General features: G+C 68.3%; 17 protein-coding genes. 7 read left to right on the top strand and 10 right to left on the bottom strand.

From position 1 onward, the window contains the following. Positions 1-11 precede the first annotated feature (11 nt). A complete protein-coding gene (locus tag C8D93_RS05620; RefSeq protein ID WP_110264172.1) occupies positions 12-455 on the top strand; it encodes a helix-turn-helix domain-containing protein in 444 nt (147 codons plus the stop codon). A gap of 158 nt (positions 456-613) precedes the next feature. Then, the gene (locus C8D93_RS05615) at positions 614-1,591 is read left to right on the top strand and encodes an oxidoreductase (RefSeq protein WP_110264171.1); all 978 of its coding nucleotides are present in this window, start codon (positions 614-616) and stop codon (positions 1,589-1,591) included. Here C8D93_RS05615 and truD read toward each other — a convergent pair. After that, the gene (gene truD, locus C8D93_RS05610) at positions 1,531-2,559 is read right to left on the bottom strand and encodes a tRNA pseudouridine(13) synthase TruD (protein ID WP_110264170.1); all 1,029 of its coding nucleotides are present in this window, start codon (positions 2,557-2,559) and stop codon (positions 1,531-1,533) included. The two genes, C8D93_RS05615 and truD, sit on opposite strands and share 61 nt — an antisense overlap. Before the next feature lie 66 nt (positions 2,560-2,625). Between truD and C8D93_RS05605 the strand changes: the two genes are divergently transcribed. Beyond that, positions 2,626-2,850, top strand: coding sequence for a hypothetical protein (locus C8D93_RS05605; RefSeq protein ID WP_110264169.1), 225 nt, complete (start codon positions 2,626-2,628; stop codon positions 2,848-2,850). 17 nt (positions 2,851-2,867) lie between these two features. On the opposite strand, the gene C8D93_RS05600 is transcribed toward C8D93_RS05605, so the two are convergent. Together C8D93_RS05600 and C8D93_RS05595 are read right to left on the bottom strand one after the other, a co-directional pair. Then, positions 2,868-3,407: a YaeQ family protein gene (locus tag C8D93_RS05600; protein WP_110264168.1), complete on the bottom strand. Its 540-nt coding sequence runs from the start codon at positions 3,405-3,407 to the stop codon at positions 2,868-2,870. 41 nt (positions 3,408-3,448) lie between these two features. Next, on the bottom strand, positions 3,449-4,177 hold the full coding sequence (locus C8D93_RS05595; RefSeq protein ID WP_110264167.1) for a hypothetical protein: 729 nt from the start codon (positions 4,175-4,177) through the stop codon (positions 3,449-3,451). 291 nt (positions 4,178-4,468) lie between these two features. On the opposite strand from C8D93_RS05595, the gene C8D93_RS05590 reads away from it, so the two are divergent. Beyond that, the gene (locus C8D93_RS05590) at positions 4,469-5,359 is read left to right on the top strand and encodes a transglutaminase family protein (protein WP_211307215.1); all 891 of its coding nucleotides are present in this window, start codon (positions 4,469-4,471) and stop codon (positions 5,357-5,359) included. 14 nt (positions 5,360-5,373) lie between these two features. Here the strand turns inward: C8D93_RS05590 and C8D93_RS05585 are convergent, their stop codons facing one another. The 7 genes from C8D93_RS05585 to C8D93_RS05555 form a co-directional block, all read right to left on the bottom strand. Continuing rightward, complete coding sequence (locus C8D93_RS05585) at positions 5,374-6,069, bottom strand: lysophospholipid acyltransferase family protein (RefSeq protein WP_146216518.1); 696 nt, start codon at positions 6,067-6,069, stop codon at positions 5,374-5,376. After that, positions 6,056-6,319, bottom strand: coding sequence for a DNA-directed RNA polymerase subunit omega (rpoZ, locus tag C8D93_RS05580; RefSeq protein WP_110264165.1), 264 nt, complete (start codon positions 6,317-6,319; stop codon positions 6,056-6,058). The genes C8D93_RS05585 and rpoZ overlap by 14 nt, the downstream gene beginning before the upstream one ends. A 73-nt stretch (positions 6,320-6,392) precedes the next feature. Continuing rightward, a complete protein-coding gene (locus C8D93_RS05575; protein WP_211307214.1) occupies positions 6,393-7,913 on the bottom strand; it encodes a SulP family inorganic anion transporter in 1,521 nt (506 codons plus the stop codon). Positions 7,914-8,182: 269 nt separating this feature from the next. After that, on the bottom strand, positions 8,183-8,578 hold the full coding sequence (locus C8D93_RS05570; protein WP_110264164.1) for an SRPBCC family protein: 396 nt from the start codon (positions 8,576-8,578) through the stop codon (positions 8,183-8,185). A 5-nt stretch (positions 8,579-8,583) separates the two neighbouring features. Further along, on the bottom strand, positions 8,584-8,961 hold the full coding sequence (locus C8D93_RS05565; protein ID WP_110264163.1) for a c-type cytochrome: 378 nt from the start codon (positions 8,959-8,961) through the stop codon (positions 8,584-8,586). Between the two features lie 11 nt (positions 8,962-8,972). Next, complete coding sequence (locus C8D93_RS05560) at positions 8,973-10,493, bottom strand: FAD-dependent oxidoreductase (RefSeq protein WP_146216517.1); 1,521 nt, start codon at positions 10,491-10,493, stop codon at positions 8,973-8,975. Positions 10,494-10,609: 116 nt separating this feature from the next. After that, positions 10,610-10,771, bottom strand: a complete 162-nt coding sequence (locus C8D93_RS05555; protein ID WP_110264161.1) for a rubredoxin — start codon at positions 10,769-10,771, stop codon at positions 10,610-10,612. A 163-nt stretch (positions 10,772-10,934) separates the two neighbouring features. Between C8D93_RS05555 and C8D93_RS05550 the strand changes: the two genes are divergently transcribed. From C8D93_RS05550 to C8D93_RS05540, 3 genes are all read left to right on the top strand, one after another. Next, complete coding sequence (locus C8D93_RS05550; protein ID WP_110264160.1) at positions 10,935-12,287, top strand: DUF1329 domain-containing protein; 1,353 nt, start codon at positions 10,935-10,937, stop codon at positions 12,285-12,287. Positions 12,288-12,386: 99 nt separating this feature from the next. Beyond that, positions 12,387-12,821 carry a Zn-ribbon domain-containing OB-fold protein gene (locus tag C8D93_RS05545; RefSeq protein ID WP_110264159.1) on the top strand — a complete coding sequence of 145 codons (435 nt, stop codon included), beginning with the start codon at positions 12,387-12,389 and terminating at the stop codon, positions 12,819-12,821. Positions 12,822-12,831: 10 nt separating this feature from the next. Next, positions 12,832-14,001 carry a thiolase C-terminal domain-containing protein gene (locus tag C8D93_RS05540; protein WP_110264158.1) on the top strand — a complete coding sequence of 390 codons (1,170 nt, stop codon included), beginning with the start codon at positions 12,832-12,834 and terminating at the stop codon, positions 13,999-14,001. Positions 14,002-14,005: the final 4 nt, after the last annotated feature.

Genomic DNA, 14,005 nt, shown 5'->3' with positions numbered 1-14,005 from the left:
AAGTCAAGCCCATGACCGAACTCGATATCGGTGCCGTGTCCCGCCAGTCCGGCGTGCGCCCGTCGACGCTGCGCTATTACGAGGACAAGGGGCTGGTCGCGTCCATCGGCCGGCGCGGCCTGCGTCGGCAGTACCACGCCGACGTGCTCGAACGGCTGGCCCTGATTGCCGTGGGACGCACGGCAGGGTTTTCGCTGGACGAGATCGCGGCGATGTTCGGCAGCGACGGCCGCATGCGCATCGACCGCAAGGCGCTCGCCGCCCGGGCCGACGCACTCGACCGGACGATCCTTCGCCTGCGTGCCTTGAGCAAGGGACTAAGACATGCGGCCGTGTGCCCGGCGCCCAGCCACCTGGAGTGCCCGAAGTTCCGGCGCATCCTGCGCGCCGCGCAGCAGCGCGGCACCGCGCGCGCCACCTACAAGGCAGGCAAGTCGAAGGTACCGCCGCGATGACCCTCGCGACGCGTACTGCGCTCGGACGAGGACGCCGGCACTCGGCTGTGAGATCACTGCCGCCATCGCGCGGATTCCCGGGCCGACCGTTTCGTGTGCGGTCGCGGACCTGCGGCAGCGAATCCGCCACTGAGGGTTTTGCGGGGGAGCGATCGACGATGGCCGAGTGGACGGGACCGCAGGCAGCGGGCGCCGCGCGCAGGCGCGCACTGATCACGGGCGGTGCGGGCGGGCTGGGGTTCGAGACCGCGCGCGGACTGGCGCAGAACGGCTACGCCGTGGTCATCGCCGACCGCAATGTCGAAGGAGGCAAGGCGGCCGTGCAGCGCCTGCGCGCCGAGACCGGTGCCGAGGTCGACTTTTGCGCGCTCGATCTAGGCGACCTCGCGGCGATCCGGACGTTCGCGGCCGGATTCGACGGCCCGCTCGATGTGCTCGTCAACAACGCGGGCCTGCTGCCGCCGTTGCGGCGGGCCACGACCCGGGATGGCTTCGAGCTGAAGTTCGGCGTGAGCCATCTGGGCCACTTCGCCCTCACGGCCGGCCTGCTGCCGCGCCTGCTCCGCTCACCCGCGCCGCGCGTGGTCAGCGTGTCCAGCATCGTGCAGTCCAGCGGCCGCATCGATTTCGACGATCTGCAGGCCGAGCGCGACTATCTGTCCTCGCGCTCGTACGCGCAGACCAAGCTGGCCTGCCTGATCTTCGCGCTCGAATTGCAGCGCCGCAGCGAGGCCGCCAGCGCGCCGCTGATCAGCGTGGCGGCGCATCCCGGTATTTCGCGCACCGGTATCGGCGACGGACGCCGGAGCGAGCGACGCAGCAGCCTCACCGACTGGCTCGAAGGCGTCGCCTTCCAGATCGCGATGCGCGGTTTCGGCCAGGCCCCGGCGCAGGGCGCGCTGCCGATCATTCACGCCGCGAGCGCGGACGAGGTGCGCGGTGCGGACTTCTTCGGCCCGGACGGCTTCATGCAGTTCCGTGGCCGGCCGACACGCGTGCAACCGAGCGCCGCGGCGCGCGATCCCGCGATCGCGAAACGCTTGTGGGAGGTATCGGAGCGACTGACCGGCTGCGACTACGCGGCGGCGTTCGCCTCGGTCCAGTCCGCGACTTCGCGCAGCACGACGGTGGCGTAGGCCCCCGGCGGCAGCTCGAACTCCAGCCGCAGCGCGTCTTCCTCCAGCCAGTCCCAGCGCAGGGCCTGCGGCATCAGGCGCAGCGCGCGCCGCTCCTGCTCCAGGCCGGCGCGCTCCAGTCCCGTGCGCAGTGTCTCGTAGGCGGCGCAGACCGCTTCCTCCAGGTCGCGTGCCTCGTCGGCGCAGGGCAGTGCGCCGCGCCCCCACAGCGGGCCGCTGGGGTGGATGTCTGCGGATGCCAGGCGTGCGTCGAGAACGGCGGACGACGGCTCGGGACCGAACCACGAGCGCGACCCCGCCAGCGACCACACCTCGCCGGCCAGTCCACGATCCCAGCACGCCCGTCGCACGCGCTCGGCGAGCACGGCGTTGAACAGTTGCGAGCGGGCCGCCGACAGCAGCAGCGAGCGCAGCTTCCGGTCCACGCGCTGGCCGGCGAACATGCGCTCGGCCCGTTCGACGTTGGCACCGCCAAGGCCGAAGCGCTGCTCGCCGAAATAGTTGGGGACGCCGCGCGCGACGATGGAGGCGAGGACATCCGCGGCGCTCGCGCGGTCGCCGGCGGCGTCGCGCAGCGTGATGCGGAAACGGTTGCCGCGCAGGGCGCCGCGCTTGAGCTTGCGGCCGTGCCGGCTGTGCGCGACGACGTCGACGCCTTCGAGGCCGAGCTGCTGCCAGTCCGGTGACGCGCGTCCGGGCAGGTAGACCGAGAACGCCTGCGTCGTCACCGCATGCCGGTCCTTCAGGCCGGCGTAGCCGACGTCCATCGGCGCCACGCCGGCAAAGCGCGCCAGCTCGCGCGCCACCCAGTCGGTATTCGCCCCGCGCTTGCGTACCACCAGCCAGGCATGTTCGCCCTCACCGTCCGGCGTGATGTCCTGCAGCTCGTCGACGACGAAGTCCTCCGGCGCGACGCGCATACGCGCGCGCAGCGGCGGACCGCCGTGGGCGTGGGGAAGTGCGATCATGGTGGTTCATAGTGTGGCAACTTTCTGATGCACGCGGAGCGGTTGCCGACAACCCGGGGGTGTCCGGTGGGCAAGAAGCTGAGCAAGTCGCAGGTCGTCGCAATGAACTGGCTGAGCCGCGGCTGGAAGGCCTACGCCGTGGATACATCGCGCGTCGAGGTCAACGGCAACCGCGTATGCACGGTGGCAACGATGGATTCCCTGGAGAAGTTTGGACTGGCGCGGAAGATCGGCGTCGCCGCCTGGGAGGCCACGGAGGCCGGCAAACAGAGGGCTACGACCGATGCCTGAGTGCTTCGAGAGGCGGGTCAGCCGGTGCGGCATTCCTCGATGGCCGTCTGCAGGCTGTGACCGTCGATGTCCAGGTAGAGCTGGCGCTCGGTGACGGACAGCGCGAGCTTCGACCGGCGCTGCAGGCGCGCGGCGGCCTGCCTGAGCACTTCGCGATCGAACGAGTAGACGGGGACATCCTCGCTGCGATGGATCTTGCGGCCGGCGTACTGCGTGAGCAGCTGCCGGGGATCGCGATGGGTGTAGATCGCTGCGCGTCCGGCGAGCTTGCTGCCGCGATGCACGCGCTCTGCGTCCGGCGCGCCCACTTCGATCCAGGCCGTGACCCGCCCGGTGAGATCGCGGACGAGTACCGCAGGTTCGTCGGTGGCGGCCACACCTTCGGTCAGCGTGATGCCGTCCGTGTACTCCAGGCTGTAGGCGAGTACGCGCACGAGCATGAACTCGATCGTTTCGGACGGTTGCTGCGCAACGCGCAGCTCGAAGTCTGCGAACACGCCGCGATCCATGTCGGCAAGCTGTACGGCGAAGTGGCGCAGCGTTGCGGTCAATGCCATGGCGTGCGGTGTGTAGCTGCGGAAAGCACGGGCGCCGGCGTTCAGCGCGGGACACAGCGATCCTGCTGCCTCCGGTTCGGACGATTGCAGTCCCAGTCGTTGCCCGAGTAATCGATGTGCGCATTCTCGGGCAGTTGCAGCGGTTCACAGGCGTCATCGACTTCGCGAAAGCCGCGCTTGCAGTCCCAGCCGCTGCCGTAGGAAGAGCCGTTGAGACGGGCGTTGTCCGGCACGTTGATGGCGACACAGTCATTGCGCTCGGCGCGATAGCCGCGTTCGCAGGCCCAGCCTCCTGAGGAGGGTGAGTCGGACAGATAGCCATGCTCGGGAACGCGAATCGCGACACAGCGGCCCTGGGTTTCCCGGTAGCCACGCTCGCACTTCCAGCCTGTGCCGGATCGCGAGTTCACCGCGTAGGCGTTGGCCGGGACGACGATCGCGACGCAGCCGCCGTCTTGCACACGATAGCCGTCGTCGCAGGCCCAGCGGTCGCCGGACGTCGAGGTCAGGTGTGCATTCGCCGGTACGAGCACTTCGGCGCACTGTCCGTTGCTCTCGGTGTATCCGTAGCTGCAGGCCCAGCCGGAGCCGTAGGACGAGCCTGTGGCGTAGGCGTTGGCGGGCACCTCGATTTCTGCGCAGCCGCTACCGCTCGGGCGATAGCCTTCGTTGCAGGTCCAGCCGTCGCCATAGCGCTTGGCGCTGGCGTTGTCGGGCACCTGTCGCGGCTCCTGGGCAGCGAGCGGGGTCGTGCAAAGTGCCAGCAGCATCAGTGCTGCGCACGGCAGCCGTCGCGCAGAAGGCGTAGTGTGGGTGTGTGTCGCGGTCATGGTGTCCGTCCGGGATAGGCGGCGCCGCGCTTCGCAGGGCGTGAAAGCCATGCAGGAAGGTCGGTGCCGTGAGTGACGCTGGGCGGCGACGCGCGTCGATCAGCGAAGGGTGTTGTGGCGCAACCGGCACGGGATGTCGACGAGGTCGAGGAGTGTCGGCGTTGCGGCAGTGGGGTCGACGAGAGTCGTGACGTCGATCTCTGCATCCTACGCCCTTTTCCCGAGGCCAACATGCCGCCGCTGCTGCGCAGTGAGCTGCGCGGGTTGTCTGCCATGGAGATGCAGATGCGACGTTACCGGATCGTTCACAACACTTACTACAACTTCGCGGCGCCGGTTGAGCTGGGGCCGCACACGCTGCGCCTGCGGCCGCGCGAGGGTCACGATCTGCGCATCGAGGCATCGACGCTGGAGCTCGATCCCCCGGCCACGCTGCAATGGCACCGGGATGCCGAGAGCAATTCGGTCGCCACGGCACGGTTCTCGGGGCGCTCGGCGAAGCTGGCGATTCTCAGCGAGCTGATCGTGCAGCAGTTCCCCCCGCCAACGACCGATCCCTGCAGCGCGACCTTTTCCGACACGGCCGTGGACGAGGCCGTGCTGTCGCCGTATCTGCGCGTGGTCGTTGATTCGCAACTGACCGGATGGCTGCCCGCAACCCCGCGCCCCGCCACCTCGGCGCAATCCCACGCGGCGCTCGAGGCGCTCTGCCAACGGGTCCAGCAGGTGTTGCATTACCGGGTGCGCGACGAGCCGGGTGTGCAGAGCGTCGCCGAGACGCTGCAGTCGGGTAGCGGGTCCTGTCGCGATTTCGCTCATCTTTTCATCGAGGCGGCGCGGAGTTGGGGCTACGCCGCGCGATTCGTCAGTGGCTATCTGCACGCTGCGCCGTCACCGGATCACTTCGGTGCGACCCACGCATGGGCCGAGGTCTATGTCGTCGGCTGCGGCTGGTGTGGTTTCGATCCGACGCTGGGCCGTGCCAGCGGCCCGGAGCACTTTCCGGTGTCGGTGGCGCGCCTGCCCGAGTCGGTGCCGCCGGTTGCCGGCTCCATCACGGGGCCTGCGGGCACGACCATGGATGTCGGCGTCTGGGTGACGGAGCTGCCGGTCGTTGCGTGAACGGCGGGACGCAGTCAGCCTGCAGCGACGTCGTGACTGCGTTCGAGCGCGTCGAGTTCGTCGGCGATGCGCTGCTGGTAGCCTGCAAAGGCCTCGAAGGGTGTGTCGCGCGGCACGTGCATCTGCGCGCCGTAGCGGATGTCGATGCGTGAGAAAGGCTTCGGCAGACAAAAGCCGTCCCAGCTGCGGAAACGCCAGTTGCGCGCGGCCAAGGGTACATACGGCACGATCGGCAAACCGGTGATGCGTGCCATCTCGATGATGCCGGGCTTGACGACGCATGCCGGTCCGCGGGGGCCGTCGACGGTGAGGGCGCCGGGCAGGCCCTGCTGGAGCATGTCGATCATCTCGTCCTTCGCGGCGCGACCTCCTTTGTCGACGCCGTTGTTCATCGAGCTGCCGCGGGCCACGTGGTGCCCAAGGCGTGTGCACAGCGTCGTGACAGCATCGCCGTCACCGGATCGCGACACCATCACGACATGGCTGCGACCGGTCTGCGCGAGAATTCCCGCGAACAGGTTGCGATGCCAGATCGCGAGGATGTAACAGGGTGCCGCAGGACTGCGGCTGGCGGTTTCGAAGCGATAGCGATAGGTGCCCGCGAGCGCACGCACGATGCGATAGCCGGCAGCGATCGCCAGCCGATGCATCAGCACGAGCCGCAGGCTCTGGCGACGCGTGAGTCGTTGCGGGTCCTCAGATGTCGCCACTCGGGTCCGGCAGGATCATGTCGCCGGAGCTGTCCCTGGCGAACGGAAGGTCGCTTTCGTTCAGCACTTCGCGTCCGATCTGGCCGGCGCCGATTTCCTTGAGCGTGAGCACGGTCGACTTGTGGTCGCCCCAGGGGAGCTGCGACGAGGCGCCGCGCGCGAGCTGGCGCGCACGCTTGGCGGCGACCAGACACAGGTCGAAGTGATTGGGGATGTGCGCGAGGCAGTCCTCGACGGTGACACGTGCCATGGGTGCATCCTCAGCATCGCCGCGAGAGCACGGTCCGACCCACTATACAGACTTGTCCGGGGTGCGCCGTGACTCAGGCGAGCTTGTCGTCGGCGACGCGGTACTGCGGGTCCTCGCGGTAGTTGACCTCGATCATCGAGCGCGCGCGGTCGAGCAGGTCGAGACAGTCGCGGCTCAGATGACGCAGTTTCAGGCGCTTGCCCGCGCGCTGGTAACGCTCGGCGAGCGTGTTCACGGCCTCGATCGCGGAGTGGTCCATCAGCTTGGCAAGGCGGAAATCGATCTCGACTTCGTCCGGATCGTCGCGCGGCACGAACTGCTGCTGGAATTCGGCGACGGAGGCGAAGAACAGCGTGCCCTGTGCCTCGTAGACCTTGGTGCCGTCGTCACGCACGCTGGCGCTCACGCGCACGTGCTTGGCGTGTTCCCAGGCGAAGACCAGCGCCGAGACGATGACGCCGACGATCACGGCGACGGCGAGATCCGCCACCACGGTGACGGCCGCGACCAGCAGGCCGACGAAGATGTCGGCGCGCGGCACCTTGCCGAACAGGCGGAAGCTGGCCCACTCGAAGGTCTTCTCGCAGACGACGAACATCACGCCGATCAGCGCCGCGAGCGGAATCCGCTCGATCAGGGCCGAGCCGAACAGGATGAACGACAGCAGGAACAGCGCCGTGGCGATGCCGGACAGCCGGTGCAGCGCGCCGTTGTTCACGTTGATCATGCTCTGGCCGATCATCGCGCAGCCGCCCATGCCGCCGAAGAAGCCGGTGACGACGTTGGCGGCGCCCTGCGCGGCGCACTCGCGGTTGGGGCGTCCGCGGGTGTCGGTCATGTCGTCGATGAGGTTGAGCGTCAGCAGCGACTCGATCAGGCCGATCGCCGCGAGAACCAGTGCGTAGGGCAGGACGATCTGTAGCGTTTCCAGCGTCAGCGGCACCTGCGGCACGTGGAAATCCGGCAGTCCGCCCTTGATCGAGCCGAGATCGCCGACGGTGCGCGTGTCGATGTCCAGGCCGATCACCAGCAGGCTCACGCCGACGATGGCCACGAGCGTGGCCGGCACCGCGCGGGTCAGGCGCGGCAGCAGGTAGATGACGAGCATCGTCAGCACCGTGAGGCCGACCATCACGGCCAGCGGCGTGCCCTGCAGCCACTGCGTGCTGCCGTCGTCGGCGGTGACCTTGAAGTGCCCGAACTGGGCCAGGAAGATCACGATCGCCAGGCCGTTGACGAAGCCGAGCATCACCGGGTGCGGCACCATGCGGATGAACTTGCCGAGCTTGGCCGCGGCGAACAGCAGCTGCAGCACGCCCATCAGCACGACGGCGGCGAACAGGTACTCGGCGCCGTGCTCCACGACCAGCGCCACCATGACCACGGCCAGCGCGCCGGCGGCGCCGGAGATCATGCCGGGGCGTCCGCCGAAGGCCGAGGTGATCAGCGAGACGATGAAGGCTGCATAGAGCCCGGTGAGCGGCGACACCTGGGCGACGAGGGCGAAGGCGATGGCCTCCGGCACCATGGCCAGGGCCACGGTGAGTCCGCTGAGCAGGTTGGTCTTGAGTTCCGGCGAGGACAGCTTGAACACGGGCGCTCCACGAGAGGGACGGCAGGGCACGCCGCCGCTCGCGCGGTCGGCCGTAGGGGACAGACGGGATGAGCGCGCGAGGCGGCTCGGAGGGCGGACGCGGACGGTCCGCGACGCAGCAACGGCTACGGCGGCATCGGTGACCGATGCCCGGAAGAGATCAAATGCTGCATTGCGGCATTGTCCTTGATGCCGCCGCGTCTGTCGAGGAGAACAACAGATCCGCGGCAACGATGCGAGGCGCGTGCGCCGACCGTCGTCGCTTCGCGTCAGCGCTCCAGCAAGGCCTTCAGCCGCCGCAGGTCGCGCAGCACCCACTCGGCATCGCGCGCAAAGTCGGCAGCCGACATCTGCGGCTGGCGGATCAGGCTCAGCGTCACCTCGGCGCCGTCGCCGTTGGCGATCACGCGCAGCGGGATGTAGACAGTCTGGCCGGACGGCAGCGTGACCCAGTGGTCGAGCACGCCGTGGTCGTTGCGGGGAGTGAAGCGCACGCGTGCCTCGCCTTCGGGCGCGGCCACGATCCATCCCTGCGCGTCGCGACGCAGCCCGCTGCCCAGACCCGACGCCCACTCCGGAAAGTGTTCGGGCAGACAGGCGTAGTCGTAGACCGCGCACCAGTCGCGATCGATCGAGATGCTGATGTGACGGACTTCGGTGGGCATTGGCGCTACTCGCGGAACTGCTTCAGATACTCGATCAGGTCCGCGCGCTGCTGCGGCGTGGTCTCGAACACGACCATGCTGCTGTCCGGCAGGAAGCGGCGCGGGTTCGCGAGCCAGAAGTCCAGCAGTTCCGGGGTCCAGGCGAAGTCGGCGGCCTTCAGCGCGTCCGAGTAGTGGGCGTAACCCTCGGCGCTGCCGGCGCGGCGGCCGAACAGGTCCCACAGGCTCGGGCCGTTGTGGTGGCCGTAGCCCTGTTCCGGGTAGTGGCAGGTGCGGCAGGGCGCGAACGCGAGGCGGCCACGGCCGGCATCGCCCTGCACGGGCTCCTGTGCGGTGGCGCCGGTGCAAAGTATCAGGGCGACAACGGCGAGACGGTAGTGCATCGGTCGATCCCTCACGCGCGCGCCGCGTGGCGCGCGGCGCGGCGGCCGAAGAAGCTGCCGTCGCCGATCGACACGCCGCTGGCGATGTAGGGCGCCACCGGCAGGCCGGCGGAGCTGCGGCCGGCGGCGTAGAGGCCGGGAATCGGCTCGTTCCAGGCATCGAGCACCCGGGCGTCGAGGTCGGTGTGCAGGCCGCCGAAGGTGTGCGCCGGCGTGAACGCGTGTTGCGTGCTCAGATCGTAGGCCTTGAACGGCGCGGTCTTCAGCGGCGCGATGAACTTCGCTTCCTTGTGGAACAGCGGATCGCGCCCGTGTTCGGCGTGGCGGTTGTAGTAGTCGACGGTCTGCAGCAGCGCGCCGTCGGGCAACGCCAGCGTCTTCTCGAGCGTGGCGATGTCCGCGGCCTCGGCCGCGACCGGCAGACGGAAGTCGTTCCAGCCGTAGGCGCTGTCGGCGTCGACGATCATCCACGCGCGGCCGTTCTGGCGGTAGGCGATGTCGTGCCCGACCATGCCGTAGTAGCCGTCCTCCGGCGTGAAGCGCTGGCCCGCGGCGTTGACGGCAATGCCGCGCAGGATCGTTTCAGGCGGATACATCGGCGTGATCACGAAGCCATGATGCATGCGCAGCGTCGCGCCACCGGCGGCAATGCCCATGCGGATGCCGATACCCAGATCGCCGGCGCGACCCCAGGGCGTCGAACAGGCGGCGAGTTCCGGCGCGTAGGTCTTCACCATCTCGGCATCGTGAATGAAGCCGCCGGCGGCGAGCACCACACCGCGGCGTGCGCGGACGTGTCGGACCTTGCCGTCGAGATGGATGCGCGCACCGGCGATACGGCCGTCGGTCTCGACGATCAGGCGTTGTGCCTCCGCATTGACGATGAGCCGCGCACCGAGCGCATCCGCCGCCGCCAGCAGCGCGCGCATCAGTTCGCGCCCGCCGGTCAGGTGCTCCGACGGCGGCACGTGGCCACGTGGCGCCGGCTTGAACCGTTCGCGGAACGGCCAGGCGCGCTCACTGCCGCAGTGATACAGCGAACCGTCGGGGATGGAGATTTCCTTCTCGTCGGAATACTTCTGGGCGTAGCGCACGCCGTTGGCGACGAGCCAGTCGAAGTGCTCGAGACTCTGCTCGCAGTAGAGCTGGATCTTGTCGGTCGAGGCGTAGGGCCCGCTGGCCGCGAGCATGTAACCGAGCATCGCCTCGACGCTGTCATCGAAGCCCAGCGCCTTCTGCAGCGGCGTGCCGCCGCCGAGGTAGCAGACACCGCCGGAGATGCCGGACGAACCGCCGGGCAGGTGCTGGCGTTCGAGCATGAGCGCGGCGATGCCGCTGCGGCGCGCTTCGATGGCCGCCGACACACCGGCGACGCCGGAGCCGACGATCAGCAGGTCGGTTTCGAGGTCCCAGCGCCGGACGTCGCCACGCCCCATCGGCGCGGCGGCATCGACGTTCAGCGTCGCCGCGCCGGCAGCGGCAAGGCCCAGCGATTTCAGGAACTGCCGGCGGCCGTTCGGCTCATCGTTCACGCGCTTCTCCTCGCGCACGTCCTGCTGTCGTTGCAGGAGCGCCTCCCGGGCGCGACCGCGATCTGCATCGTCCGGGAAAGCCCGCGCCTGCAGGCGCTTCTACGAAGGTGTGTTCGTTACGTGATCTTCTCGTAGCTGTCCTTGCCGGCGCCGCAGTCCGGGCACATCCAGTCGTCGGGAATGTCCTCCCACCGGGTGCCCGGTGCGATGCCGGTCTCCGGGTCGCCCAGGTCCTCGTCGTAGATGTGTCCGCAGATCACGCACTCGTACCTGGCCACGGCTGGGCTCCCTCTTCGAATCTCTGGTCGAAGCATGGACGTACCCTCCGCCCATGGCGTGCTGCGTTCAGACGAGCCGCGCGCTTCATCGGTTTGAGGGAGGCATGTGCGGCGCCCGGCATCGACCATGGACCGATCGAGGGAAACGACCAGGGAGCCAGACATGCGGTTCGTGCACAGCCGGCGCCAAGCCATCGGCCTTGCCGCCCTGCTGCTCGCCTGCGGCACGCCGGCGTTCGCCGCAGACACCGGAAAGACCTGCATGGGCGCGGAGCGCGCAGGCAGCGATGGTGGCGTCGCCGCCTACGGCGGGCAGTGGATCGGTACGTGGCCGGGCATGACGAACAAGCACGGCTACGAGCCCGGCCCCTACGCCGACGAGCAATCCTTGTTCACGATCACCGCGCAGAACCTCGCGCAGTACGAGGACCGGTTGACGGAGGGCCAGAAGGCCCTGTTCGCACAGTACCCCGATGCCTACCGGATGAAGGTCTATCCGGGTCACCGCGACTTCGGCGTTCCGGAATGGGCCTGCGCGGTTGCGGATCACAACGCGCAGCATGCGCGACTGATCGATGACGGCCAGGGCGTCGACGGCCTCGGCGGTGCGCCGGCGTTTCCGGCGCCGCGCAACGGGCTGGAGGCGATCTGGTCGGCAAAGACCACCTACCGCGCCTGGACCGAGCAGGTCGTCGGCGACATCGCCTATGTCTATCCCGGCAACAAGATTGCCTGGGGGCGCTATGAGCTGCGCTCGATGAGCGCGATGAACCGGCCGGACGCGGACCCGCGGCCGTCGCTGACCGAGAAGATCGCGGCCTACTTCTTTGCGAGCTACAAACTGCCCGAGCGCGACCGCGGCCTGACCTCGGTGGGCTTCCAGTTCAATCACTACGGCGAGGGTTCGACGCAGGCCTGGCAATACCAGCCGGGCACCCGGCGCGTGCGCCAGGCGCCCGAAGTCGGCTACGACTACCCGGTGCCGCCCGGCGGCCTGCATGTCTCCGACGAGGACTCGGGCTTCAACGGCGCGCCCGACCGCTACGAGTGGACGCTGCTCGGCAAGCGCGAGATCTATGTGCCGTATCACAACTTTGGCATCAACGATCCGGCGCTGCGCTACGACGATCTGCTGACGCCGCACACCCTGAACCCGGACCATGTGCGCTACGAACTGCATCGCGTCTGGGTGGTCGAGGCGCGGCTGAAGCCGGGCATGCGCCACATCTACTCGCGACGCACGATCTACATCGACGAGGACAGTTGGCAGATCCTCACGGCCGATCACTACGACAACCACGATGCGCTGTGGCGCGTGCCGATGATCCTGTATTTCTATTCGCAGGAATCGGCATCGCATCACCGCGGCCTGCAGGTCTTCCACGACCTGACGGCGAAGGCCTATGCGGCCATCAACCTGGTCAACGAGCGGCCGGCCGCGGACTGGTGGCGACTCAACAGGCCGATGGTGCCCGCGCAGTTCTCTCCGCAGGCGGCGGCGCAGGCAGGGCGCTGACGAATCATCCGTTTGAATCAGGCAACGCCGCAGACCGCGCCGCTATCGTCGGCCATGGACTGCAACAGCAGACCGAGGAAGAACCAAGAGAACAACGCCATGACCGCACCGACCGACCCACCGGCAGCGCCCAAGCCGACGCGCATCGCGCCCATCGTCACCCTCGACGCCAAGAGCTTCTGGGAGGCGGCGGACCAGGAGAAATTCATCGGCCAGAAGTGCGGTGACTGCGGCAAGTTCACGTTTCCGCCGCGGCCGATGTGCCCGCATTGCCACAGCCTCAACCGCCAGGACGTCGAGCTGTCCGGTAAGGGCACCGTGCATGCGTGGACGATTCCGCGGCATCCGCATCCGTTCGGCTTCAGGGAGTCGCCCATCGTCGCGGTGATCCAGCTCGCCGAGGGCATCCGCTTCGTGTCCAACGTCGTCGGCGTCGGCTACGACGAGATCCGGCAGGACATGGAGGTGGAGGTCTGCTTCGAGCCGACGATGAACAACCACAAGGTGCCGGTGTTCCGGCCGCGCAGCAAGTAAGGAACCGACCATGGCCCGCACCTTCACCGAAGCCGCAATCGCCGGCATCGGCCAGACCGAGTTCTCGAAGGCCTCCGGCCGCAGCGAGCTGCAGCTGGCCGCCGAGTGTTCGCTCGCCGCCTGCCAGGACGCCGGCATCTCGCCGCACGACATCGACGGCATGATCACCTTCACGATCGACAACAGCGACGAGGTCAACCTCGCGCGCTGCCTGGGCGTGAAGGATCTGGCGTACACCACGCGCATCCCCGGCGGCGGCGCCGCCGCCGCGGCGACCATCTACCAGGCCATGGCGATGGTCAACGCCGGCCTGTGCAACAACGTGCTGATCTGGCGCGCGATGAACGAGCGCAGCCAGTACCGATTCGGGCAGAACCCGAACCAGCAGATGATGAGCTACCAGTCCGGCAACGGCACCGGTTCGCTGCTGTGGTGCGTGCCCTATGGCGCGATGACGCCGGCGAGCTGGGGCGCGCTGCAGGCGCAGCGCTACATGCACACCTACGGCGTCACCAATCGCGACCTCGGCTACATCTCGGTGCAGCAGCGCAAGTACGCGGCCAACAATCCGGCGGCGTGGTTCTACGGCAAGCCGATCACGCTCGAGGATCACCAGAATTCCAAGTGGATCCAGGAGCCGTGGCTGCGCATGCTCGACTGCTGCCAGGAATCCGACGGCGGCGTTGCGATCCTCGTCACCAGCCTCGAGCGCGCGCGCGATCTCAAGCAGAAACCGGTGCGCATCCTCGGCGCCGCGCAGTCGATCCCGTACAACGTGGAAGTGATCTCGAACTACTACCACGACGACCTGACCGTGATGCCGGAGGCGCAGGGCGTGGCCAAGCGCCTGTGGAAGCAGACCGGCCTGCGTCCGTCCGACATGCAGGCGGCGATGATCTACGACGCGTTCACGCCGCACGTGCTGCTGCAGCTCGAAGCCTTCGGTTTCTGCAAGCGTGGCGAGGCGGCCGAGTGGGTCAAGGCCGGCGGCATGGCGATCGACGGCGAGCTGCCGGTCAACACCAACGGCGGTCTCACCGGCGAGGCCTACATCCACGGCATGAACAGCATGGCCGAGGGCGTGCGCCAGATCCGCGGCACCTCGCCCAACCAGGTGCAGCGCGTGCAGAACGTGCTGATCTCGTCCGGCATGGCGGGCGCGATTCTCAGCAAGGACTGAAGGC

The organism is Sinimarinibacterium flocculans (genome assembly GCF_003201205.1).
In the GTDB taxonomy this organism is placed as follows: domain Bacteria; phylum Pseudomonadota; class Gammaproteobacteria; order Nevskiales; family Nevskiaceae; genus Solimonas; species Solimonas flocculans.
This window is presented reverse-complemented; position numbering and strand designations above follow the sequence as displayed.